This window comes from Streptomyces sp. NPDC046887, assembly GCF_040644755.1.
In the GTDB taxonomy this organism is placed as follows: domain Bacteria; phylum Actinomycetota; class Actinomycetes; order Streptomycetales; family Streptomycetaceae; genus Streptomyces; species Streptomyces lichenis.
In genome coordinates, this window is record NZ_JBEYXH010000039.1 from 24,254 (window position 1) to 47,217 (window position 22,964).

Consider the following 22,964-nt stretch of genomic DNA (forward strand, 5'->3'; position numbering starts at 1 on the left):
CGGGACGCCTCCGCGCCGCCCTACGCCGCGGCGGCCGGGAGCTCCGGGCGGAGCGGCCAGGCCGGGTCCACCGTCTCCGGGGTGCCGTTGCGGGTGAACCAGGCCTGGAGCCCGCGTGCCTGGGCGGCGTGCCAGCCCCCCTGCAGGGTGTGCAGCTCGCTCGGCGACAGCCGCTCCAGCCGGGCGGCGAACCGGCGGCCCACCGCCCGTACCACCTCCAGCGCCGCGAACGCGTCGGCCGCCGCGTCATGCGCGCCGTCCAGCTCCACCTCGTAGAGCGCGCACAGATCGGCCAGGGTCCGCCGGCCCTTGCGGTACCGGTCCAGATGGCGGTCCAGCACCCGCGGGTCGAGCACGCTCAGCGGCGCCCCGTCCAGATAGCGGTCCAGCGACGAGGCCCGGTGGCGCTTCAACTCCCGGTCCAGCAGCGTCAGATCGAACGGCGCGTTCATCACCACCAGCGGACGCCCCACCGCGCACTGCGCGGCCAGCGTCCGGGCTATCTCCTCCACCACCGGCGACGGCCAGCGGCCGTTGCGCTGGAGGTGGTCCTCCGTCAGGCCGTGGACGGCGGTGGCGCCGGCCGGCACCGGCACCCCCGGGTTCACCAGCCAGCGGGTGGTGCGCACCCGCCCGCCGACGGCGTCCTGGACGACGACGGCCGCCGACACGATGCGGTCGTGCTCGACGTCGACTCCTGTTGTCTCTGTGTCAAATGCGGCCAGCGGGCCGTCAAACCAGAGCGTCATGCCCCGAACTCCTCGCTCCTGCCCGGCAGATGGCCTGATCCTCCTGCCCGATTCGGTGATACCCGGGCTGTTTGCGGCATACGCCAGGCGGCGACAACACAGATGAGAACGCCGGTCCGGCGGCGCATCCTCCGGAACGGCACTCCTCGGGAAGGCGCGGGAGCATGTCGCTCACTCGGCCCGAACAGGGCCACACCCCCCTCGACGCGGTCCCGTCGGCGCCGCTGCGCGGATCGCTCGCCACCACCGCCTGTATGGAGACCCTTCAGGTGGGCTATCTGCACGCGGTCGCGGCCGCCGCCGGATGCTCGCTGTCCCAGCCCTTTCCCGACAACGGCGTGGACTGGCACCTCAGTCACGGCTCGCCCGCGCACACCATCGATGACGAAGTGACCGTCAAGGTGCAGCTGAAGTGCACCTACCAGCTCCCGCCGAACCCGCCGGGCGCCAGCTTCCCCTTCACCCTGGACAACGAGCACCTGGTGAAACTGGCCCGCACCCCGGTCGCCGTACCGAAGATCCTGGTGGTGATGATCGCGCCGCGCACCCAGGACGACTGGCTCCGCGCCGGACACGACGGCCTCGATCTACGGCACTGCTGCTACTGGACCGACCTCGCCGGCCACCCGGTCACCGGCCGGCGCCGCACCACCGTCCGCATCCCCACCCACCGGATCTTCGACGACCGGGCGCTGTGCGAGATCATGACCCGCGTCGGGGCAGGAGGAAGACCGTGACCCACCGTCCGGCCGGCGAACCCGCACCCGTGGACCACCGCACTCTCGACCCCGCCGCCGTCGACCCCCGGGTCCTCGGCGCCCTGCTCGGCCGGCACGGCTGGCGCCGGCGCGGCGGCGCCCCCGGACGGTACGGCCGCTGGACGCCGCCCGCACCCGGCGCCGGACCCGCCAGCCTCCTCGTACCGGAGAGCCGCGCCTTCCCCGACTGCGCCGACCTGCTCGGCGAGGCCCTGACCGCGCTCGCCCGCAGCGCCGAGCCCGCCGCCCGCGAGGTGCTGGCCGGACTCGCCGTCCCCAGCGACGAGGTCCGCTGGTGGCGCGAGACCCCGCAGGGCCCCCTCGGCACCACCTCCTGGACCGAGCAGGAACGGCTCCGCTCCGCCGCCCGGCAGGTGCTGCTCGCCGCCGCCCTCGCCACCCGGGCCCCGGCCGGCTACCACGGCACCCGGCACCGCCGGCACGCCCAGGCCGCGCTGGACGGCGTCCTGCTCGGCACCGGACCGGGCGGCGAACCGGGCCGCGGCGGGCTCACCGCCTTCCTCCCGGTCGACACCGGCCGCGCCGTCGCCGTCCGCCTCCACCACGCCCTGCACGCCGCCCGCGAGGCGGTGGACTACCGGCGCGCCACCGGCTCACCCGCCGCCTTCGACACGGCGGTACGGGCCGGGGTCAGCCGCGAGCTGACCGAGGCACTGGTCTCCCTGGTCCGCGGCACCGAGGGTGCCGGGATCGCCCTCGCCTGGTCACCCGCCGCCGGGGTGCCCGAGGGCTGCGCCGCCCGGCCCGAGCCGGTGGAGTTCTCCCCGGGCGACCTGCCCGCGCTCCGCGAGGCCGCCGCCCGCTACCTCCAGGGCGAGCCCTCCGTCCCGGTCCGGATCACCGGGGCCGTGGTGCGGATGCGGCGCTCCGGACCGCGCGGCGAGGGGACGGTACGGCTGCGGGTGCTGGCCGGCGCGGAGGTGCCGCACATCCGGGTGGTGCTGGACGAGGAGGCGTACCGCACCGCCGGTCAGGCCCATCTGGCCGGGCTGCCGCTGCGGGTCGCCGGGCGCCTGGAGAGCCGCGGTGGCTTCCGCCGCCTCACCGGCGCCACCGAGGTGGCCGCCGTGCCGGTGGACGACGCCGAGCGCGACCGGCTGATGAAGGCCGCCCACGAGGACTCCGACTACCTCGGCGAGACGAGCCCGGCACCGGGGGCCTGAGCAGAGGGGCGGGCGGGGCACCGAGGGCGCGTACGGGGACGGGTGCGGCGCCTGGTCGCGGGCGCCGGGCGGGGTGCGCATGCCCCGGCTTCGGGCAGGCCGGGCCCCGAGGACCGGAAACGCGTTTCGCGGGGGCCAGGGGCGGCTGGCTAACATGGCCTCTCGCGCGCCATGCGTCCATGGCCGCCCCTTGAGCGCCTGCCCTGGCGCAGTCGGAAGCCTTCAGTCAGGAGAGACCGGTGTCAGACGTCCGTGTGATCATCCAACGCGATTCCGAGCGGGAAGAGCGCGTGGTGACGACGGGCACTACCGCCGCCGACCTCTTCCCCGGCGAGCGCACCGTGGTCGCGGCCCGGGTCGCGGGCGAGCTGAAGGATCTCGCGTACCAGGTCGCCGACGGCGAGACCGTCGAGCCGGTGGAGATCTCCTCCGAGGACGGCCTGAACATCCTGCGCCACTCCACCGCGCATGTCATGGCCCAGGCCGTGCAGGAGCTGTTCCCGGAGGCCAAGCTTGGCATCGGCCCGCCGGTGCGGGACGGCTTCTACTACGACTTCGACGTGGAGCGGCCCTTCACCCCCGAGGACCTCAAGGCCGTCGAGAAGCGGATGCAGGAGATCCAGAAGCGCGGCCAGCGCTTCTCCCGCCGGGTCGTCACCGACGAGGCCGCCCGCGCGGAGCTGGCCGACGAGCCGTACAAGCTGGAGCTGATCGGGCTCAAGGGCTCCGCCTCCAGCGAGGACGGCGCCGATGTCGAGGTGGGCGGCGGCGAGCTGACCATCTACGACAACCTGGACGCCAAGACCGGTGAGCTCTGCTGGAAGGACCTCTGCCGGGGGCCGCACCTGCCGACCACCCGCACCATCCCGGCCTTCAAGCTGATGCGCAACGCCGCCGCCTACTGGCGCGGCAGCGAGAAGAACCCCATGCTCCAGCGGATCTACGGGACCGCCTGGCCGTCCAAGGACGAGCTGAAGGCGCACCTGGACTTCCTCGCCGAGGCCGAGAAGCGCGACCACCGCAAGCTCGGTGCCGAGCTGGACCTGTTCTCCATCCCCGAGCAGATCGGCTCCGGCCTCGCGGTCTTCCACCCCAAGGGCGGCATCATCCGCCGGGTCATGGAGGACTACTCGCGCCGCCGGCACGAGGAGGAGGGGTACGAGTTCGTCTACACCCCGCACGCCACCAAGGGGAAGCTCTTCGAGACCTCCGGGCATCTCGACTGGTACGCCGACGGCATGTACCCGCCCATGCAGCTCGACGAGGGCGTGGACTACTACCTCAAGCCCATGAACTGCCCGATGCACAACCTGGTCTTCGACGCGCGCGGCCGCTCGTACCGCGAACTGCCGCTGAGGCTCTTCGAGTTCGGCACGGTGTACCGGTACGAGAAGTCCGGCGTGGTGCACGGGCTGACCCGGGCCCGCGGCTTCACCCAGGACGACGCGCACATCTACTGCACCAAGGGGCAGATGGCGGAGGAGCTGGACCGCACCCTCACCTTCGTGCTCAACCTGCTGCGCGACTACGGCCTCAACGACTTCTATCTGGAGCTCTCCACCAAGGATCCCGAGAAGTTCGTCGGCTCGGACGAGGTGTGGGAGGAGGCCACCGAGACCCTGCGGGCGGTCGCCGAGAAGCAGGGTCTTGAGCTGGTCGCCGACCCGGGCGGCGCGGCCTTCTACGGCCCGAAGATCTCGGTGCAGGCGAAGGACGCCATCGGCCGGACCTGGCAGATGTCCACCGTGCAGCTGGACTTCAACCTGCCCGAGCGCTTCGGCCTGGAGTACACCGCGGCCGACGGCTCCAAGCAGCAGCCGGTGATGATCCACCGCGCCCTGTTCGGCTCCATCGAGCGGTTCTTCGCGGTGCTGCTGGAGCACTACGCGGGCGCCATGCCGCCCTGGCTGGCCCCGGTCCAGGCGGTCGGCATCCCGGTCGGCGACGCGCATGTGGAGTATCTGCGGGAGTTCGCCGCCGAGGCCAAGCGCAAGGGCCTGCGGGTGGAGGTGGACGCCTCCTCGGACCGGATGCAGAAGAAGATCCGCAACCAGCAGAAGCAGAAGGTCCCGTTCATGATCATCGTCGGGGACGACGACATGAGCGGCGGCACGGTCTCCTTCCGCTACCGCGACGGTTCGCAGGAGAACGGCATCCCGCGTGACCAGGCGCTGGAGAAGCTGGTGGACGTGGTGGAGCGCCGCGTCCAGGTCTGATCGCCAGGCGCTCTACGAGACGGAGGGGCGGTCCCATTTCCCGGGGCCGCCCCTCCGCCGCACCCACCGGCGACCGGCGCATATGCTGGCTCGCATGACGACTGAGCCGGAGCAGCAGATCGGAGTCGGGTCGCCCGACGCGTTCCAGCGGTTGTGGACGCCGCACCGCATGGCGTACATCCAGGGCGAGAACAAGCCGAGCGGCCCCGGGGCCGACGACGGCTGCCCCTTCTGCTCCCTCCCCGCGAAGTCCGACGAGGACGGCCTGATCGTCGCGCGCGGCGAGTCGGTGTACGCGGTGCTCAACCTCTACCCGTACAACGGCGGCCATCTGATGGTCGTCCCGTTCCGCCATGTCGCCGACTACACCGAGCTGGACGAGGCGGAGACCGCCGAACTCGCGGTGTTCACCAAGCGGGCGATGACCGCGTTGCGGGCCGCGTCCGGGGCGCACGGCTTCAACATCGGGATGAACCAGGGCGGGGCCGCAGGCGCCGGGATCGCCGCCCACCTCCACCAGCATGTGGTGCCGCGCTGGGGCGGGGACACCAACTTCATGCCGGTGATCGGCCACACCAAGGTGCTGCCGCAGCTCCTCGGCGACACCCGGGCCATGCTCGCCGCGGTCTGGCCGGGCGGCGCGTGACGGCGAGGAGCCGGTGCCCCGACCGGGACACCGGCTCCCCGTACCGCCCACTCGGGCCGCTCAGGCGTCGTAGGTGTCGGCCTTCTTCGGCGCCGCGTCCTGTACCACGCCGCTGAGCACCATCGAGCGGTTGGTGAACCGCTCGGTGTTCACCTCGTGCTCCTCCAGGAACTTGATGGTCGCCGCGTGCACCGCCCGCATCACCGGGGTGGCCGCGCGGATGGCGTCGTCGGCCATGAAGCGGTGCCGCCAGGGCTGCTCCGCCCAGGCGTGCCGCAGACCGAACGGCTCCGGCAGCACCAGCCGTCCGCCCAGGAAGTCCAGCACCGCCGGGAACCAGGTCAGCGGGGCGCGCACCGCGAGCCGTACCACCTCGTCGGTCTCCACCAGCGGCAGCGAGATCTCCTTGGTCTCCCAGAAGCGGACCGTCTTGGACACGGTCTTGGTCTTCGGCGCCGGGGGAGTGGTGAACAGCGAGTGCACCGGGCCCAGGGCGTGCCCGGTCACCTCGATCCGCAGGGTGTGCAGCAGCGCCGTGACGGTCACCATCATGGTCAGCACCAGCTGCCCGTCCCAGAGCACGAACTGCACGCCCAGATAGTGGCGGTTGCCCTTGCCGAACTGGCTCTCGTTGCAGATGCGCTGTATCTCGTGCGGCTTGACCTGGTACGCGACGATGGTGTCGCCCTCCGGCCGGACGACGCCCGCCGCGCCCTCGCCGACCGGGGAGACGATCCAGTGGTTCACCGACGGGGTCGGGAAGCCGGTCTTCAGGGTGCCGCGCTCCAGCAGCTTCAGCTGGTCGTGGATCGGCCGGATCACGTCCCAGCTGCGGAAGGCGTGGATCTCCTTGCCCTCGTGCGGCACCAGCTCCTCGGCCAGATGCCAGCTGCCCCACCGGGTGCCCATGCCCAGTATCCCCTTGGGCCCCGCGTAGAAGACCATGTTGGAGCGCTGCTCGGCGGTCAGCTTCTCCAGCGACTGCCGTAGCTCCTCGGCGGCCGTCTCGTTGGGGTCCTGCGGCACCGCCTCGGGGATCTTGGCGGCCACCCCGCCGCCGGCCAGCAGTCCCGCCCAGCGGTCCTTGAGGTCCCGTGCGGTGGCCTCGCAGACCCGCTTGGCCAGGAACCAGCCCACCACCGGGGCGAGGAACATCAGCCGCAGATAGAGCCCGGGCAGCCCGGTGAACGGCACCTTCCACAGGAACAGCACGATCAGGATGCCGACGCCGGCCAGCAGCGCCGTGCCCATCGCCCCGGCCGTCCCGGTCCGCCCCGCCAGCCCGCGCCGCAGATAGAACACCAGCATCCAGACCAGCAGGCCGGGCAGGAACAGCACCCCGCAGACCAGGGTGATCACGGTGAGCAAGGTGTCACGGCGCTTGCGGATGTTCGTCGCCGCCAGGCAGTGCTCCACGATCGGCTGTGGCTCGGTGCCGAAGGACTGGATCAGCGGGGCCCGCGCGCCGCCCAGCATCCGCACCTGCACGGCCCGGGAGAACGCCTCGCCCAGGTTCGGCCGGAACATCCTGGACATCCGGCCGGGCTTCACCTCCGACTTGTGCCACTCGTTGTCGGCCTTGAGGATCTCCTCGACCGGAACGTCCCGGTAGGCGGCCGACGCCAGCGCGTTCATCGCCACCGTCTGCGCGCCGACTCCCTGGAGCGGAACCTGCGCCCCGGGACCGTACCCGTCCATCGCCACTGCCGCCCCCATCGCCGCGTAGTGCTTCCGGCGCGCGTACCGCCCACGGCGTCCGCACGACCCGGCCACCGCAGGCGTCCGCCCGCCCCTGCGGCCTCTTCCCGACCGCGGTGCGGCGCACACCTGCCGAGCAGGGCACCCCAGCCTAACGGGCACTCAGCCGCACCGGGGCGGGACGGCGCAAACCCGCCGCCCCGCGCCCCGGTTCACGCCGTCAGGTGCCGGCGGCCTCCCGCAACTTCTCGGCCACCTGGGGCGGCATCGGCTCGTGCCGGGCGTAGCAGCGGTCGAAACGGCCGGTGCCGTGCGACAGGGAGCGCAGCTCCACCGCGTACCGCCCGATCTCGATCTCCGGAACGTCCGCCCGCACCACGGTCCGGCCCCCGCCGGCCTGCTCGGTGCCGACCACCCGGCCGCGGCGCCCGGACAGGTCGCTCATCACCGCGCCCACATACTCGTCGGGGACCATCACCTGCACCTCGGCGACCGGTTCCAGCAGGTTGATCCGGGTGTCCGCGGCCGCCTCCCGCAGCGCCAGCGCGCCCGCGGTCTGGAACGCGGCGTCCGAGGAGTCCACCGAGTGCGCCTTGCCGTCGAGCAGGGTCACTCGCACGTCCACCAGCGGGAAACCGGACAGCACCCCGCGGGCCGCCTGCGCCCGTACGCCCTTCTCCACCGAGGGAATGAACTGGCGCGGCACCGCCCCGCCCACCACCTTGTCCACGAACTCGATCCCGGACCCCGGTGGCAGCGGCTCCACCTCGATCTCGCAGATCGCGAACTGGCCGTGCCCACCGGACTGCTTGACGTGCCGGCCGCGCCCGCCGGCCCGGTTGCCGAAGGTCTCCCGCAGCGGCACCTTGTGCGGCACCACGTCCACCTGCACCCCGTACCGGTGGCGCAGCCGCTCCAGCGCCACGTCCCGGTGTGCCTCGCCCAGGCACCACAGCACCACCTGGTGGGTGTCCTGGTTCTGCTCCAGCCGCATCGTGGGGTCCTCGGCGACCAGCCGGGAGAGCCCCTGAGACAGCTTGTCCTCGTCGGCCTTGCTGTGCGCCTCGATGGCCAGCGGCAGCAGCGGGTCCGGCATCCGCCAGGGCTCCATCAGCAGCGGGTCGTCCTTGGCGGACAGGGTGTCCCCGGTCTCGGCCCGGGTCAGCTTCGCCACACAGGCGATATCGCCCGCGATACAGGCGCCCAGCTGCCGCTGCTGCTTGCCGAACGGCGCGGTCAGCGCCCCCACCCGCTCGTCCACGTCATGATCCTCGTGCCCCCGGTCGGCCAGCCCGTGCCCCGACACATGCACCGTCTCGTCCGGCCGCAGCGTGCCCGAGAACACCCGCACCAGTGACATCCGCCCCACATACGGGTCCGAGGAGGTCTTCACCACCTCCGCGGCCAGCGGTCCGTCCGGGTCGCAGACCAGCGCAGGACGCGGGACGCCCTCCGGGGTGGTCACCGCGGGCAGCTCCCGCTCCAGCGGGGTGGGGAAACCGCGGGTGATCAGCTCCAGCAGCTCCACCGTGCCGAGCCCCTGCTTCCCGCCAGGCGCGGCCGGGGCGGCCGCCAGCACCGGGTGGAAGGAGCCCCGGGCCACCGCCTTCTCCAGATCCGCGATCAGCGTGCCCACGTCGATCGCCTCACCGCCCACATAGCGGTCCATCAGCGACTCGTCCTCGCTCTCGGCGATGATCCCCTCGATCAGCCGGTCCCGGGCCGAGGCCACCAGCGGCCGCTGCGCCTCGTCCGGCGGGTGCGCGGTCCGCTCCCCGGAGGCGTAGTCGAAGATCCGCTCGGTGAGCAGCCCCACCAGCCCGGTCGCCGGCGCGTGCCCGTCCGGCTGCGGGGCGCCCAGCACCGGTACGTACAGCGGCAGGATCGCGTCCGGGTCGTCCCCGCCGAAGATCCGCGCCAGCACCGCCGTCAGCCCGTCGAAGTCGACCCGGGCGGTGTCCAGGTGGGTCACCACGATGGCCCGGGGCATGCCGACGGCCGCGCACTCCTCCCACACCGCGCGGCAGGACCCGGCGACCGCGTCGGCCTCCTGGGCGGCCGAGACGACGAAGAGGGCCGCGTCCGCGGCGCGCAGACCGGCCCGCAGCTCCCCGACGAAGTCGGCGTACCCCGGGGTGTCCAGCAGATTGATCTTGCAGCCGTCCCACTCCAGCGGGACCAGGGAGAGCTGTACGGAGCGCTGCTGGCGGTGCTCGATCTCGTCGTAGTCCGAGACCGTCCCGCCGTCCTCGACGCGGCCGGCCCGGTTGACCGCGCCCGCGGTCAGCGCCAGGGCCTCCACCAGCGTCGTCTTGCCGGATCCGCTGTGGCCGACCAGCACCACGTTCCGTACCGATGAGGGCTGGCCGGCCGTTATCGCCCTGCCGGCGGCCCCGGGGTGTGTGTTCGCCTTGTCGCCCATGGCTTTCCTCCTGATCGCGGGTGCACCGGCAGTGGGTGCACGGGGAGGTGGGGGCGCGGGCGCGGGGGAGCGGCCGAGCTCGGGCGGCTCCGGCGGTGCCCGCGGTCGTCTTTCGAGCTTTCCACTCAGGCCAGGTTGCGTCCATACGTCCGTCACCGCGACGCGGGGCGCCGCCGGGGCCCCGGCCGACGGGGGCGTCCGCGGCGAGAGGCACCGGAGCCTGTGACTACGATGGGTCGGCGCCGCCGGCCGTAGGGGCCGGGCGGCCACCGACCGTCGGGAAGGCCATGCTGAACAAGTACGCGCGTGCGTTCTTCACGCGTGTCCTCACACCGTTCGCCGCGTTTCTGCTCCGCCGCGGGGTGAGTCCCGACGCCGTGACCCTCGTCGGCACGGCCGGGGTGATGGCCGGGGCGCTGGTCTTCTTCCCGCGCGGCGAGTTCTTCTGGGGCACCATCGTCATCACCCTCTTCGTCTTCTCCGACCTGGTGGACGGCAACATGGCCCGCCAGGCGGGCATCTCCAGCCGCTGGGGCGCCTTCCTGGACTCCACCCTGGACCGGGTCGCCGACGGCGCCATCTTCGGCGGCTTCGCCCTCTGGTACGCGGGCCGGGGCGACGACAACGTGCTCTGCGCGGTCGCCATCTTCTGCCTCGCCAGCGGCCAGGTCGTCTCCTACACCAAGGCCCGCGGCGAGTCCATCGGCCTTCCGGTCGCCGTCAACGGCCTGGTCGAACGCGCCGAGCGGCTGGTCATCTCCCTCGTCGCGGCCGGCCTCGCCGGACTGCACGGCTTCGGCGTCCCGGGCATCCAGATCCTGCTGCCGATCGCCCTCTGGGTGGTCGCCGCGGGCAGCGCGGTGACCCTGGGGCAGCGGGTGGTGACGGTACGGCGCGAGTCCGCCGAGGCCGAGGCGGCGGAGGCGGGCGCGGTGGCGGCCGGGTCGGCCGCGGTCCAGGCGGGCCGTGGGACCGGCCCCGGCCCCGGCCCCGGCCCCGGCACCGTCTCCGGCACCGGACCGGCCGGCCAGGACGATCCGGGGGCCGCCCCCGGCACAAGGGGGAGTGGGGCATGAGCACCGCCAGCGAGCGGCTCACCGACAGCCTGTACGGGCTCGGCTGGGGCGCGGTGAAGAAGCTGCCCGAGCCGGTGGCCGCCGGCCTCGGCCGCCGGATCGCCGACACCGCGTGGAAGCGCCGGGGCAAGGGCGTCCTCCGACTGGAGGCCAATCTCGCCCGGGTCGTCCCGGACGCCTCCCCGGCCCGCCTCGCCGCCCTCTCCCGGGCCGGGATGCGCTCCTATATGCGCTACTGGATGGAGTCCTTCCGGCTGCCCGCCTGGAGCGCGGACCGGGTCCGAACGTCCTTCGAGGTCAAGGACCTCCACCACCTCACCGACGGGCTCGACGCCGGCCGCGGCGTCATCCTCGCCCTGCCCCACCTGGCCAACTGGGACCTCGCCGGGGTCTGGGTCACCCGGGTCCTCGGCGTCCCCTTCACCACCGTCGCCGAACGCCTCAAACCGGAGAGCCTCTACGACCGGTTCGTCGCCTACCGCGAGTCGCTCGGCATGGAGGTCCTGCCGCACGCCGGCGGCTCCGCCTTCGGCACCCTCGCCCGCCGCCTGCGCGCCGGCGGCCTGATCTGCCTGGTCGCCGACCGCGACCTGTCCTCCTCCGGTGTGGAGGTCGACTTCTTCGGCGAGCAGGCCCGGATGCCGGCCGGCCCGGCGATGCTCGCCCAGCAGACCGGGGCGGTGCTGCTCCCGGTCACCCTCTGGTACGACACCGCCTCCATGCGGGGCCGGGTCCACCCGCCCGTGGACATCCCCGCCGAGGGCACCCGCGCCGAGAAGAGCGCGCTGATGACCCAGTCCCTCGCCGACGCCTTCGCCGAGGGCATCGCCGAGCATCCTGAGGACTGGCACATGCTCCAGCGCCTCTGGCTCGCCGACCTCGACCCCGCCCGGGTGGCGCTGTGAGAATCGGCATCGTCTGCCCCTACTCCTGGGACGTCCCCGGCGGGGTGCAGTTCCACATCCGCGACCTCGCCGACCACCTGATCCGCCTGGGCCACTCCGTCTCCGTCCTGGCCCCCGCCGACGACGACACCCCCCTCCCGCCCTACGTCGTCTCGGCCGGCCGCGCCGTCCCCGTCCCCTACAACGGCTCGGTCGCCCGCCTCAACTTCGGCTTCCTCTCCGCCGCGAGGGTGCGCCGCTGGCTGCACGAGGGCACCTTCGACGTCATCCACATCCACGAGCCCGCCTCGCCCTCCCTGGGGCTGCTCTCCTGCTGGGCCGCGCGCGGCCCGATCGTGGCCACCTTCCATACCTCCAACCCGCGCTCCCGCGCCATGATCGCCGCGTACCCGATCCTCCAGCCCGCGCTGGAGAAGATCAGCGCCCGGATCGCGGTCAGCGAGTACGCCCGGCGCACCCTGGTGGAGCACCTGGGCGGCGACGCCGTCGTCATCCCCAACGGGGTCGACGTCGACTTCTTCGCCAAGGCCGAGCCGCGCCCCGAGTGGCAGGGCGGCACCCTCGGCTTCATCGGCCGCATCGACGAACCCCGCAAGGGGCTGCCCGTCCTGATGAGGGCCTTCCCCCACATCCTCGCCGCCTGCCCCGACACCCGCCTCCTGGTCGCGGGCCGCGGCGACGAGGAGGAGGCCGTCGCCTCCCTCCCCGCCGAGATGCGCTCCCGGGTCGAGTTCCTGGGCATGGTCAGCGACGAGGACAAGGCGCGGCTGCTGCGCAGCGTGGACGTGTACGTGGCCCCCAACACCGGCGGTGAGAGCTTCGGCATCATTCTGGTCGAGGCCATGTCCGCGGGCGCCCCGGTCCTCGCCGCCGACCTGGACGCCTTCGCCCAGGTCCTGGACCAGGGCGCGGCGGGCGAGCTCTTCGCCAACGAGGACGCCGAGGCGCTGGCCAAGGCCGCGATCAACCTCCTCGGCGACCCGCTCCGCCGCGCCGAACTCCGCGACCGGGGCAGCGCGCATGTGCGGCGCTTCGACTGGTCCACGGTCGGCGCGGACATTCTGGCGGTGTACGAGACGGTCACGGCGGGAGCGGCGGCGGTGGACGCGGACGAGCGTCTGGGTCTGCGGGGGCGGTGGCTTGCACGGCCTTAGCCGTGCTTGCGGGTGTTCGGCCGTCGGCCGGTGGCCTCGCTGACGCGTCTGCGTCTGCTTCGGATCCGTCCGGTGGCGGTTGGCCGGTTCGGTGGGTGTGCACTCTGCCCGGTGGGTGGGGGGCGGGGCACTCCGGGCTCACGTGCTCGCCGCTCGCGCTCACCGTCAGACGTCACACGCACCGCCTCATTACGCTCGTCGGTCCCCCAAGGACTTCGTCCAGGGGGTGCCCCCACCGCGCGCGACCCTGCATACCCCACCCAACGTCCGGAGGGCGAGTGCACCCCCGGTGACACGACCCCGGCCGATGGCCGGGAAACAGCCGGGCGGCAGGCTGCGGTACGGGCCCCAGGCCGGAAAGGGGCCGCAGCCGGTTGTACGGGCCGGGGGGCCGTATATCCCGCCGGGCGGTGGCGTCCGACCCATGCGGGCCCTCGGCCCGGGGATCGTCAGCCACCGCGAAGGAGGCAGTCGCCCCACTGGTCGGGCGGGTCCGGACGAGATGGTGCGGGCCATCGTCTCGGTGGGACTCGTGCGTCAGGGCACACAGCCCCGGGCGGCGGTACGGGGTCGGGGCCGGAAAGTTTGCACCCGGTCGTACGGGCCCTGGGCCCGGTGGGCCGTATCTACCGCCGGGCAGTTAGCGTCCGACCGGGTGCGGGCCCTCGGCCCGGGGATCGTCAGCCGCCGAGAAGGGGTCAGCCACCCCACCAGTCGGGTGGGTACGTGCGAGTGGCGGCAGGACCCGTATGCGGGGACACGGCCCTGGCGGACGGTACAAGGCAGGGGCCCGGTGTGGCCGTGTCACCCGCCGGGCGGTGGCGTCCGACTGATTCGGGCCCTTGGCCCGGGATGTGGTCATCAGCCACGGCGAAACGGGTCAGTCGGCCGCCGGTCGGGTGGGGGTACGCAGGGTCGCGCGCGCTGGGGGCACCCCCTGGACGAAGTCCTTGGGGGACCGCCGAGCGTAATGTGGCGGTCGCTTGAGCGTCGAACGGTGCGCGCGAGCGGCGAGCACGTGAGCCCGGAGTGCCCACGCCCCCACCCACCGGACCGCAGACCCGACCGCCGGACCTGCGAGAGGCCACCGAACCGCAACCGGAACAGACCCCACCGCGTCAGCGGGACCACCGGGCGCAACCCTCAGGCCCACAGGGGCGGTTCGTTAGCGTGGGGGCATGACGACCACCGTTCACCGGCTGGACTACGGGCACTTCCTGCGGCCTGCTGAGGAGGCGGGGCTGCCTCATGCGCGGGCCGAGGCGTTGCTGGGGTATCTGGTGCGGCACCCGGGAGGGACGTTGCTGTTCGACACGGGGATGGGGGCCGACCCGGAGACGGATGCGCACTACCGGCCGACCAGGAGGGAGTTGGACGTCGCGCTCGCGGACGTGGGGGCGCGGCGGGGGGAGGTGGACGTGGTGGTCAACTGCCATCTGCACTTCGACCACTGCGGGGGTAATCCGTTGTTCCTGGGCGTCCCGGTGCTGGCGCAGCGGAAGGAGCTGCTGGCGGCGCGGGCGGTGGTGGACTACACGCTGGGGGAGCTGATCGAGGCCCCGGGGGTGCGGTACGAGGAGCTGGAGGGGGAGGCGGAGGTGTGGCCCGGGGTGCGGGTGGTGCCGACGCCGGGGCATACGGAGGGGCACCAGTCGCTGGTGGTGGAGGGGGTGGAGGGGGCCACGGTGCTGGCGGGGCAGGCGTTCGACACGGCCTCGGAGTTCGCGGCGGCGGAGATGTCGCGGCGGGCCGGAGGAGCCGGCGGGCCCTGGCCGGGGTGGCTGGATCGGTTCGCTGAGCTGGGCGCGCGACGGGTGCTGTTCGCGCATGACCGGTCGGTGTGGGAGGGCCCGTAGGCGCGCCCGATAGCCTTCGGGGGTGATCGAGACCCTTATTTACGTGGCCGTGGGCCTGTTCGCGATCGGGCTGTATCTGAGCTGGACCGCCGGGCGGCTGGACCGGTTGCATGCCCGGATCGACGCGGCGCGCGCCGCGTTGGACGCGCAGTTGGTGCGCCGCGCGTCGGTGGCGCAGGAGCTGGCGACGAGCGGGGTGCTCGACCCGGCGGCCTCGATCGTGCTGTACGAGGCGGCGCACGCGGCCCGGCAGGCGGAGGAGGAGCAGCGCGAGGTGGCCGAAAGTGAGCTGAGCCAGGCGCTGCGCGCGGTGTTCGGGGAGACCGAGCAGGTGGAGGAGGTCCGGGAGGCACCGGGCGGTGAGGAGGCCGCCGGGGAGCTCGCGGCGGCGGTGCGGCGGGTGCCGATGGCCCGGCGGTTCCACAACGACGCGGTGCGCGCGGCGAGGGCGCTGCGGCGGCACCGTACGGTGCGCTGGTTCCGGCTGGCGGGGCACGCCCCGTTCCCGCTGGCGTTCGAGATGGACGACGAGCCACCGGTGGCCCTGGCCGATCGGGGGTAGGTGGGGGGCGCACGGGCGCCCCGCGACGAGCCTGGTCCGGGGCCGCGCCCCGTGGGGCGTCCACGCCCACGACGAGTCCATCCGGGACCCGCGCCCCGTGGGGCGCCCCGGCGTCCACGTCCACGACGAGTCCATCCGGGACCCGCGCCCCGTGGGGCGCCCCGGCGCCCACGTCCACGACGAGCCCCGGTCCGGCCCCGCGCCACGCGGGCCGCGCGGCCCGGAAAACGAGCCACCGGGTAGACATTGGCCCTTGCCCGGCCCCCCGTGGCCCCGGTTTCCTCGGGGGAGTCGTACACCCCGTTCTTCCCGAGTGAGGTCCATCCGTGTCCAGCACCACCACCCCGCAGTCCCCCGAGACCGGCACCGCGCGCGTCAAGCGCGGGATGGCCGAGCAGCTCAAGGGCGGCGTGATCATGGACGTCGTCACGCCGGAGCAGGCCAAGATCGCCGAGGACGCGGGCGCCGTCGCCGTCATGGCGCTGGAGCGGGTGCCGGCCGACATCCGCAAGGACGGCGGGGTGGCCCGGATGTCCGACCCGGACATGATCGAGGGCATCATCGAGGCCGTCTCCATTCCGGTCATGGCCAAGTCGCGGATCGGGCACTTCGTCGAGGCGCAGGTGCTCCAGTCGCTGGGCGTGGACTACATCGATGAGTCCGAGGTGCTGACCCCCGCCGACGAGGTGAACCACTCGGACAAGTTCGCGTTCACCACCCCGTTCGTGTGCGGCGCCACCAACCTGGGCGAGGCCCTGCGCCGGATCGCCGAGGGCGCGGCGATGATCCGCTCCAAGGGCGAGGCCGGCACCGGCAATGTGGTGGAGGCGGTGCGCCACCTGCGCCAGATCAAGAACGAGATCGCCAAGCTGCGCGGCTTCGACAACAACGAGCTGTACGCCGCGGCGAAGGACCTGCGCGCCCCGTACGAGCTGGTCAAGGAGACCGCCGAGCTGGGCAAGCTGCCGGTGGTGCTGTTCTCCGCCGGTGGCGTGGCCACCCCGGCCGACGCCGCGCTGATGCGTCAGCTGGGCGCCGAGGGCGTCTTCGTGGGCTCGGGCATCTTCAAGTCCGGCGACCCGGCCAAGCGCGCCGCCGCCATCGTCAAGGCGACCACCTTCTACGACGACCCGAAGATCATCGCGGACGCCTCCCGGAACCTGGGCGAGGCCATGGTCGGCATCAACTGCGACACCCTGCCCGAGGCCGAGCGCTACGCCAACCGGGGCTGGTGATGACCTCTCCGGTGATCGGCGTCCTGGCGCTCCAGGGCGACGTCCGCGAGCACCTGACCGCCCTGGCCGTGGCGGACGCCGTGGCCAGGCCGGTCCGGCGGCCGGAGGAGCTGGCCGAGGTGGACGGCCTGGTACTGCCGGGCGGTGAGTCCACCACCATCTCCAAGCTGGCGAACCTGTTCGGCATGGCCGGGCCGCTGCGTGAGCGGATCGCGGCCGGGATGCCGGTGTACGGGACCTGCGCCGGGATGATCATGCTGGCGGAGAAGATCCTCGACCCGCGGTCCGGGCAGGAGACCTTCGGCGGCATCGACATGATCGTGCGGCGGAACGCCTTCGGGCGGCAGAACGAGTCCTTCGAGGCGGCCGTCGAAGTCGCCGGGGTCCGGGGCGGGGCGGTGGAGGGGGTCTTCATCCGCGCGCCGTGGGTGGAGTCCGTGGGCGCCCAGGTCGAGGTGCTCGCCGAGCACGGCGGTCATATCGTCGCGGTGCGCCAGGGCAACGCGCTGGCCACCTCCTTCCACCCCGAGCTGACCGGGGACCACCGGGTGCACGCCCTGTTCACCGAGATGGTGCGCACGGCGGGGTGACGCGACCCCGGTAGGATCCAGGTTCGTTCAGTGCAGGGTTACGCGAAGGAGACAGGCAGATGTCCGGCCACTCTAAATGGGCTACGACGAAGCACAAGAAGGCCGTGATCGACGCCAAGCGCGGCAAGCTCTTCGCGAAGCTCATCAAGAACATCGAGGTCGCGGCCCGGACCGGCGGTGCCGACCCCGAGGGCAACCCGACACTCTTCGACGCCATCCAGAAGGCCAAGAAGCAGTCGGTGCCCAACAAGAACATCGACTCCGCGGTCAAGCGCGGCGGCGGTCTCGAAGGCGGCGGCGTCGACTACGAGACGATCATGTACGAGGGCTACGGCCCCAACGGCGTCGCGGTGCTCATCGAGTGCCTCACCGACAACCGCAACCGCGCCGCCTCCGACGTACGGGTGGCCATGACCCGCAACGGCGGTTCGATGGCCGACCCGGGCTCGGTGTCGTACCTGTTCCACCGCAAGGGCGTCGTCATCGTCCCCAAGGGCGAGCTGGGCGAGGACGATGTGCTGGCCGCGGTGCTGGACGCCGGTGCCGAGGAAGTGAACGACCTCGGTGAGAGCTTCGAGGTGCTGAGCGAGGCCACCGACCTGGTCGCGGTCCGCACCGCCCTGGTGGACGCCGGGATCGACTACGACTCGGCCGACGCCAACTTCGTCCCGACCATGCAGGTCGAGCTGGACGAGGAGGGCGCGCGCAAGATCTTCAAGCTGATCGACGCGCTGGAGGACAGCGACGACGTGCAGAACGTCTTCGCCAACTTCGACGTCTCGGACGAGGTCATGGAGAAGGTCGACGCCTGATTTCCCTGTCGCGCCATGGGCCGGCGGGCACACCGGAGACGGTCGTGCCCGCCGGCCCTTGGCGTTGCTGCGCGGTGTTGTCGGTGGTGGCCGATAGCCTGCGACAAACAGATGTACGGATGGCGGGAGAGGGAGGGGGCGGGGGCTGTGCGCGTGCTCGGGGTGGACCCGGGGCTGACCCGGCTCGGGGTCGGCGTCGTGGAGGGTGTGGCGGGCAGGCCGCTGGCCATGCGCGGGGTCGGCGTGGTGCGCACCCCGGCCGACGCGGACACCGCGGTGCGGCTGGTCGCGGTCGAGCGGGGCGTGGAGGAGTGGCTGGACGCCCACCGCCCGGACGTGGTCGCCGTGGAGCGGGTCTTCAGCCAGCACAATGTGCGTACGGTGATGGGCACCGCCCAGGCCAGCGCGGTCGCCATGCTCTGCGCGGCCCGCCGGGGGCTGCCGGTGGTGCTGCACACCCCCAGCGAGGTGAAGGCCGCGGTGACGGGGTCGGGACGGGCGGACAAGGCGCAGGTGGGGGCCATGGTCACCCGGCTGCTCCGGCTGGACGCCCCGCCCAAGCCGGCCGACGCCGCGGACGCCCTGGCGCTCGCCATCTGCCATATCTGGCGGGCCCCCGCCACCAACCGCCTCCAGCAGGCGGTCGCCGCCCAAGTCGCCGCCCAACGAGCCGGGAAGGGCCGTTGAACATGATCGCCTTCGTCACCGGGCCGGTCGCGGCCCTCGCCCCGACCACCGCCGTCATCGAGGTCGGCGGGGTCGGGATGGCCGTGCAGTGCACCCCGGACACCCTCTCCACGCTGCGGATCGGCCAGGAGGCCCGGCTCGCCACCTCGCTGGTGGTCCGGGAGGACTCGCTGACCCTGTACGGCTTCGCCGACGACGACGAGCGGCAGGTCTTCGAGCTGCTCCAGACCGCCAGCGGCGTCGGCCCCCGGCTGGCCCAGGCGATGCTGGCGGTGCACCGCCCGGACGCGCTGCGCCGGGCGGTGGCCACCGGGGACGAGAAGGCGCTGACCGCCGTGCCCGGCATCGGCAAGAAGGGCGCCCAGAAGCTGCTGCTTGAGCTGAAGGACCGGCTCGGGGCGCCGCTGGGCACCGGCAGGGGCGCCCCGATCGCGGCCGGGCCCGCCTCCTGGCGGGACCAGCTGCACACCGCCCTGGTCGGCCTCGGGTACGCCACCCGGGAGGCCGAGGAGGCGGTGGAGGCCGTCGCCCCGCAGGCCGAGGCAGCGGGTGGCGACCCGCAGATCGGGCAGCTGCTCAAGGCCGCCCTGCAGGGCCTGAACCGCACCCGCTGACCCGGGGCCCCGCGTCCGTACACCGACGGACCGGCCCCACCCCCGTACCGCAATCCGCCGAACCGCGAGGCTGACGCACACCGTGAACTGGGACGACGACACCGCACAAGCCGACCAGGCCGCCGACCGGCTGGTCGGGGCCTCCGCCGACGGCGAGGACCAGGCCGTCGAGGCGGCCCTGCGCCCCAAGTCGCTGGCCGAGTTCGTCGGCCAGGAGCGGGTGCGCGAACAGCTCGACCTGGTGCTGAAGGCCGCGCTGGCCCGTGGCGCCACCGCCGACCACGTCCTGCTCTCCGGCGCGCCCGGGCTCGGCAAGACCACCCTGTCGATGATCATCGCCGCCGAGATGGGCGCCCCGATCCGGATCACCTCCGGCCCCGCCATCCAGCACGCCGGCGACCTGGCCGCGATCCTCTCCTCGCTCCAGGAGGGCGAGGTGCTCTTCCTCGACGAGATCCACCGGATGTCCCGGCCCGCCGAGGAGATGCTCTACATGGCGATGGAGGACTTCCGGGTGGACGTGGTCGTCGGCAAGGGCCCCGGCGCCACCGCCATCCCGTTGGAGCTGCCACCGTTCACCCTGGTCGGCGCCACCACCCGGGCCGGACTGCTGCCGCCGCCGCTGCGCGACCGCTTCGGCTTCACCGCGCATATGGAGTTCTACGGGCCGGCCGAGCTGGAGCGGGTGATCCACCGCTCCGCCCAGCTGTTGGACGTGCCGATCGACACCGCGGGCGCCGCCGAGATCGCCGGGCGCTCCCGGGGCACCCCCCGGATCGCCAACCGGCTGCTGCGCCGGGTCCGGGACTACGCCCAGGTCAAGGCGGACGGCCTGATCACCCAGGAGATCGCGGGCACCGCGCTCAAGGTGTACGAGGTGGACGACCGGGGCCTGGACCGGCTGGACCGGGCGGTGCTCTCGGCGCTGTTGAAGCTCTTCGGCGGCGGCCCGGTGGGGCTGTCCACGCTGGCCGTGGCGGTGGGGGAGGAGCGGGAGACCGTCGAGGAGGTGGCCGAGCCCTTCCTCGTACGGGAAGGCCTGCTGGCCCGTACACCGCGCGGCCGGGTGGCCACCCCCGCGGCCTGGGCGCACCTCGGCCTCGTACCGCCGCAGGCAGCTCCGGGCGGTCAGCAGGGGCTCTTCGGGCCGTGAGGGTGAGCCCCGAGCGGAAGGGCTCCCTCCGGGCTGACCGGGGCGGGAACCTCTGGAGCAGGGGGGCGGGGGGCGGCGCGGGCGGGTCGTGACGGCGGGGAGACTCGCACGACCAGGAACCGCGGTGCCATGCTGGGCGTTGTTCCAGTGATGCGGACTCGCCTAGACTCCGCCGATGCCGACCTCTCCAGGACCGGCGTACCCACCCCCCGAAGACCAGGCCGCGGGCGACCGCGACCGTGCGAAGGATTTGTTGTCCCGTGGGCCTCATGACTCTCCTCCCGTTCGTCGTCCTCATCGGGGCCATGTTCCTGATGACGCGCTCCGCCAAGAAGAAGCAGCAGCAGGCGGTGCAGATGCGCAACCAGATGCAGCCCGGCAGCGGGGTGCGGACCATCGGGGGGATGTACGCCACCGTCAAGGAGGTCGGTGACGACACCGTCCACCTGGAGGTGGCGCCCGGCGTGCACGCCATCTACGCCAAGAACGCCATCGGCGCCGTCCTGGAGGACGACGAGTACAACCGCATCGTCCACGGTGACGGTGAGGCGAGCGACACCCCCGTCGTGCCGGACGACGCCAGCACGTTGACCGCCGCCGACGAGGACGCCGACGCCGACCGGGTCGACCTGGGCAAGAAGGACGCGGCGATCGACCTCGGCAAGAAGGACGCGGCCGGGGACGAGACCCCCGCCGCCACCGACAAGACCGACAAGCGCGACGGCGACACCGACGCCAAGTAGGGCGCGGGCACGGACCGCGGCGCCGCAGCGGCGTACGCGGTCCGTGCCGTGCCGACACCCGCGGGGGCACCCCCACACCATTCGTGGCCGCCACGGCGCCTGACCGGCGCGCGGCGGTTGGACAGGGAGAAACGAGAAGGTGGCAGCAGCCAAGAAGGGCCGCAGGCCGGCGACGGGGGGGCAGGGCAAGCCGGGGCGCACCCTGGCCCTGATCCTGATCGCCATGGTGGGCCTGGTCGGCGGCATGTTCTGGTCGGGGCACACCACCCCGCGCCTGGGCATCGACCTGGCCGGCGGTACGAGCATCACGCTGCGGGCGGAGAACCAGCCCGGCAAGCCGAACGCCATCAACAACGCCAACATGCAGACCGCGATCGACATCATCGAGCGTCGCGTCAACGGTCTGGGCGTGTCGGAGGCCGAGGTCCAGCAGCAGGGCGACCGGCACATCATCGTCAACATCCCCCGTGCCACGGACTCGGAGAAGGCGAAGAAGCAGGTCGGCACCACCGCCCAGCTGTACTTCCGGCCTGTGCTCGCGGCCGCCGGCAGTCAGCCGATGCCCGAGCCGTCCGCGAGCGGTGAGCCGAGCGGGAAGCCCAGCGGAAAGCCGAGCACCAAGCCCAGCGGCCAGCCCTCGGCCGGCGAAGGCTCCCCCTCGCCGAAGCCCAGTGCCACCACCCAGGGCCGGGCCGCCGCCGGCGCGCTGAAGGCGCCGACGCCCAGCCCGACCCCGCCCGCCCCCAGTGGAGCCCCGACGCCCAACCCGCAGCCCAGCGGCACCGGCGACGCCGCCCTCCAGCAGCTCGGCGACCAGTTCGCCAAGCTGGACTGCGCGCGCGACCCCAAGACCAAGAAGATCGCCAACCCGGCGGTCAACTCCGAGCCGTCCAAGCCGACGCTGGCCTGCTCCACCGAGGGCGACGCCAAGTACATCCTCGGCCCGGCCGAGGTGGCCGGCACCGACGTCGACGAGGCCAAGGGCACCCTCGACCCGCAGCGCGGCATGTGGATCGTCCAGCTCGGCTTCACCGACGGCGGAGCCAAGAAGTTCGCCGCCACCACCGGCAAGCTCGCCTCCCAGCAGCAGCCGCAGAACCAGTTCGCGATCACCCTGGACGGCCAGGTCGTCTCCGCGCCCTCGGTCAGCAGCGCCATCGCCGGCGGCAGCGCCGAGATCTCCGGCAGCTTCAACCAGGAGTCCGCCACCGAACTGGCGAACATCCTGTCCTACGGCGCCCTGCCGCTCTCCTTCGAGCAGGAGAGCACCACCACCGTCACCGCCGCCCTCGGCGGCGAGCAGCTGAAGGCCGGCCTGATCGCCGGTGCCATCGGCCTGGCGCTGGTCATCGTCTACCTGGTGGTCTACTACCGGGGCCTGTCGCTCATCGCGATCGCCAGCCTCGGTGTCTCCGCGGTGCTCACCTACTCGCTGATGGCGCTGCTCGGCCCGGCCATCGGCTTCGCGCTCAACCTGCCCGCCGTCTGCGGCGCCATCGTGGCCATCGGCATCACCGCCGACTCGTTCATCGTCTACTTCGAACGGGTCCGCGACGAGATCCGCGAGGGCCGCACCCTGCGCCCCGCCGTGGAACGCGGCTGGCCGCGCGCCCGCCGCACCATCCTGGTCTCCGACTTCGTGTCGTTCCTGGCCGCCGCTGTGCTGTTCATCGTCACCGTCGGCAAGGTGCAGGGCTTCGCCTTCACCCTGGGCCTGACCACCCTGCTCGACGTCGTCGTGGTGTTCCTCTTCACCAAGCCGCTGATGTCGCTGCTGGCCCGGACGAAGTTCTTCGGCGGCGGACACCCCTGGTCGGGTCTCGACCCCAAGCGCCTGGGTGCCAAGCCCCCGCTGCGCCGCGCGCGCCGCACCTCCGCCCCCACCGACCCGAAGGAGGCGTGAG

The 22,964-nt window shown here is 72.8% G+C and carries 20 protein-coding genes; 17 read left to right on the plus strand and 3 right to left on the minus strand.

Annotation, left to right across the window (positions count from 1 at the left end):
• Positions 1-20: 20 nt before the first annotated feature.
• Complete coding sequence (locus ABZ945_RS27505; protein WP_361274702.1) at positions 21-749, minus strand: 3'-5' exonuclease; 729 nt, start codon at positions 747-749, stop codon at positions 21-23.
• A 164-nt stretch (positions 750-913) separates the two neighbouring features.
• Between ABZ945_RS27505 and ABZ945_RS27510 the strand changes: the two genes are divergently transcribed.
• The 4 genes from ABZ945_RS27510 (at position 914) to ABZ945_RS27525 (ending at position 5,553) form a co-directional block, all read left to right on the plus strand.
• Positions 914-1,486: a DUF4365 domain-containing protein gene (locus ABZ945_RS27510; RefSeq protein WP_361274705.1), complete on the plus strand. Its 573-nt coding sequence runs from the start codon at positions 914-916 to the stop codon at positions 1,484-1,486.
• The gene (locus ABZ945_RS27515; RefSeq protein ID WP_361274707.1) at positions 1,483-2,691 is read left to right on the plus strand and encodes a hypothetical protein; all 1,209 of its coding nucleotides are present in this window, start codon (positions 1,483-1,485) and stop codon (positions 2,689-2,691) included. Before ABZ945_RS27510 ends, ABZ945_RS27515 begins: the two co-directional genes overlap by 4 nt.
• A 239-nt stretch (positions 2,692-2,930) precedes the next feature.
• Positions 2,931-4,907: a threonine--tRNA ligase gene (thrS, locus tag ABZ945_RS27520; protein WP_361274709.1), complete on the plus strand. Its 1,977-nt coding sequence runs from the start codon at positions 2,931-2,933 to the stop codon at positions 4,905-4,907.
• 82 nt (positions 4,908-4,989) lie between these two features.
• Positions 4,990-5,553: an HIT domain-containing protein gene (locus ABZ945_RS27525; protein WP_361274712.1), complete on the plus strand. Its 564-nt coding sequence runs from the start codon at positions 4,990-4,992 to the stop codon at positions 5,551-5,553.
• A 60-nt stretch (positions 5,554-5,613) separates the two neighbouring features.
• Here ABZ945_RS27525 and ABZ945_RS27530 read toward each other — a convergent pair whose 3' ends face one another.
• Together ABZ945_RS27530 and ABZ945_RS27535 are read right to left on the minus strand one after the other, a co-directional pair.
• Positions 5,614-7,269 carry a hypothetical protein gene (locus tag ABZ945_RS27530; RefSeq protein ID WP_361274714.1) on the minus strand — a complete coding sequence of 552 codons (1,656 nt, stop codon included), beginning with the start codon at positions 7,267-7,269 and terminating at the stop codon, positions 5,614-5,616.
• Between the two features lie 202 nt (positions 7,270-7,471).
• Positions 7,472-9,673, minus strand: a complete 2,202-nt coding sequence (locus tag ABZ945_RS27535) for an elongation factor G-like protein EF-G2 (protein ID WP_361274717.1) — start codon at positions 9,671-9,673, stop codon at positions 7,472-7,474.
• A 287-nt stretch (positions 9,674-9,960) separates the two neighbouring features.
• Here ABZ945_RS27535 and pgsA point away from each other — a divergent pair, with 287 nt between their 5' ends.
• The 13 genes from pgsA to secD all read left to right on the plus strand — a co-directional run bounded on the left by pgsA (position 9,961) and on the right by secD (position 22,963).
• On the plus strand, positions 9,961-10,749 hold the full coding sequence (gene pgsA / locus ABZ945_RS27540; protein WP_361274719.1) for a phosphatidylinositol phosphate synthase: 789 nt from the start codon (positions 9,961-9,963) through the stop codon (positions 10,747-10,749).
• On the plus strand, positions 10,746-11,654 hold the full coding sequence (locus tag ABZ945_RS27545; RefSeq protein WP_361274722.1) for a phosphatidylinositol mannoside acyltransferase: 909 nt from the start codon (positions 10,746-10,748) through the stop codon (positions 11,652-11,654). Before pgsA ends, ABZ945_RS27545 begins: the two co-directional genes overlap by 4 nt.
• Positions 11,651-12,808, plus strand: coding sequence for a glycosyltransferase family 4 protein (locus ABZ945_RS27550; RefSeq protein ID WP_361274725.1), 1,158 nt, complete (start codon positions 11,651-11,653; stop codon positions 12,806-12,808). Before ABZ945_RS27545 ends, ABZ945_RS27550 begins: the two co-directional genes overlap by 4 nt.
• A 1,178-nt stretch (positions 12,809-13,986) precedes the next feature.
• Positions 13,987-14,664, plus strand: a complete 678-nt coding sequence (locus ABZ945_RS27555; RefSeq protein ID WP_361274728.1) for an MBL fold metallo-hydrolase — start codon at positions 13,987-13,989, stop codon at positions 14,662-14,664.
• 22 nt (positions 14,665-14,686) lie between these two features.
• On the plus strand, positions 14,687-15,226 hold the full coding sequence (locus tag ABZ945_RS27560) for a hypothetical protein (protein ID WP_361274731.1): 540 nt from the start codon (positions 14,687-14,689) through the stop codon (positions 15,224-15,226).
• A 326-nt stretch (positions 15,227-15,552) separates the two neighbouring features.
• Positions 15,553-16,461, plus strand: coding sequence for a pyridoxal 5'-phosphate synthase lyase subunit PdxS (gene pdxS, locus ABZ945_RS27565; protein ID WP_361274734.1), 909 nt, complete (start codon positions 15,553-15,555; stop codon positions 16,459-16,461).
• Entirely contained in the window at positions 16,458-17,051 is a 594-nt protein-coding gene (gene pdxT, locus ABZ945_RS27570; RefSeq protein ID WP_361274736.1) for a pyridoxal 5'-phosphate synthase glutaminase subunit PdxT, read from the plus strand. Before pdxS ends, pdxT begins: the two co-directional genes overlap by 4 nt.
• Before the next feature lie 59 nt (positions 17,052-17,110).
• Entirely contained in the window at positions 17,111-17,863 is a 753-nt protein-coding gene (locus tag ABZ945_RS27575) for a YebC/PmpR family DNA-binding transcriptional regulator (RefSeq protein ID WP_361274739.1), read from the plus strand.
• A gap of 147 nt (positions 17,864-18,010) precedes the next feature.
• Entirely contained in the window at positions 18,011-18,550 is a 540-nt protein-coding gene (gene ruvC / locus ABZ945_RS27580) for a crossover junction endodeoxyribonuclease RuvC (RefSeq protein WP_361274742.1), read from the plus strand.
• 2 nt (positions 18,551-18,552) lie between these two features.
• Positions 18,553-19,164, plus strand: a complete 612-nt coding sequence (gene ruvA / locus ABZ945_RS27585; RefSeq protein WP_361274745.1) for a Holliday junction branch migration protein RuvA — start codon at positions 18,553-18,555, stop codon at positions 19,162-19,164.
• Positions 19,165-19,246: 82 nt separating this feature from the next.
• Positions 19,247-20,317, plus strand: a complete 1,071-nt coding sequence (gene ruvB, locus ABZ945_RS27590) for a Holliday junction branch migration DNA helicase RuvB (RefSeq protein ID WP_361274748.1) — start codon at positions 19,247-19,249, stop codon at positions 20,315-20,317.
• Positions 20,318-20,577: 260 nt separating this feature from the next.
• On the plus strand, positions 20,578-21,060 hold the full coding sequence (gene yajC, locus ABZ945_RS27595) for a preprotein translocase subunit YajC (RefSeq protein ID WP_361274750.1): 483 nt from the start codon (positions 20,578-20,580) through the stop codon (positions 21,058-21,060).
• A 139-nt stretch (positions 21,061-21,199) separates the two neighbouring features.
• Complete coding sequence (secD, locus tag ABZ945_RS27600; protein WP_361274753.1) at positions 21,200-22,963, plus strand: protein translocase subunit SecD; 1,764 nt, start codon at positions 21,200-21,202, stop codon at positions 22,961-22,963.
• The last annotated feature ends 1 nt before the right edge of the window (position 22,964 follow it).

Coding starts and splice junctions, on each gene's coding strand:
- ABZ945_RS27505 (WP_361274702.1), bottom strand. CDS start 749: ATGACGCTCTGGTTTGACGGCCCGCTGGCCGCATTTGACACAGAGACA.
- ABZ945_RS27575 (WP_361274739.1), top strand. CDS start 17,111: ATGTCCGGCCACTCTAAATGGGCTACGACGAAGCACAAGAAGGCCGTG.
- ABZ945_RS27510 (WP_361274705.1), top strand. CDS start 914: ATGTCGCTCACTCGGCCCGAACAGGGCCACACCCCCCTCGACGCGGTC.
- ABZ945_RS27535 (WP_361274717.1), bottom strand. CDS start 9,673: ATGGGCGACAAGGCGAACACACACCCCGGGGCCGCCGGCAGGGCGATA.
- ABZ945_RS27525 (WP_361274712.1), top strand. CDS start 4,990: ATGCTGGCTCGCATGACGACTGAGCCGGAGCAGCAGATCGGAGTCGGG.
- ABZ945_RS27545 (WP_361274722.1), top strand. CDS start 10,746: ATGAGCACCGCCAGCGAGCGGCTCACCGACAGCCTGTACGGGCTCGGC.
- ABZ945_RS27555 (WP_361274728.1), top strand. CDS start 13,987: ATGACGACCACCGTTCACCGGCTGGACTACGGGCACTTCCTGCGGCCT.
- ABZ945_RS27530 (WP_361274714.1), bottom strand. CDS start 7,269: ATGGGGGCGGCAGTGGCGATGGACGGGTACGGTCCCGGGGCGCAGGTT.
- ruvA (WP_361274745.1), top strand. CDS start 18,553: ATGATCGCCTTCGTCACCGGGCCGGTCGCGGCCCTCGCCCCGACCACC.
- pgsA (WP_361274719.1), top strand. CDS start 9,961: ATGCTGAACAAGTACGCGCGTGCGTTCTTCACGCGTGTCCTCACACCG.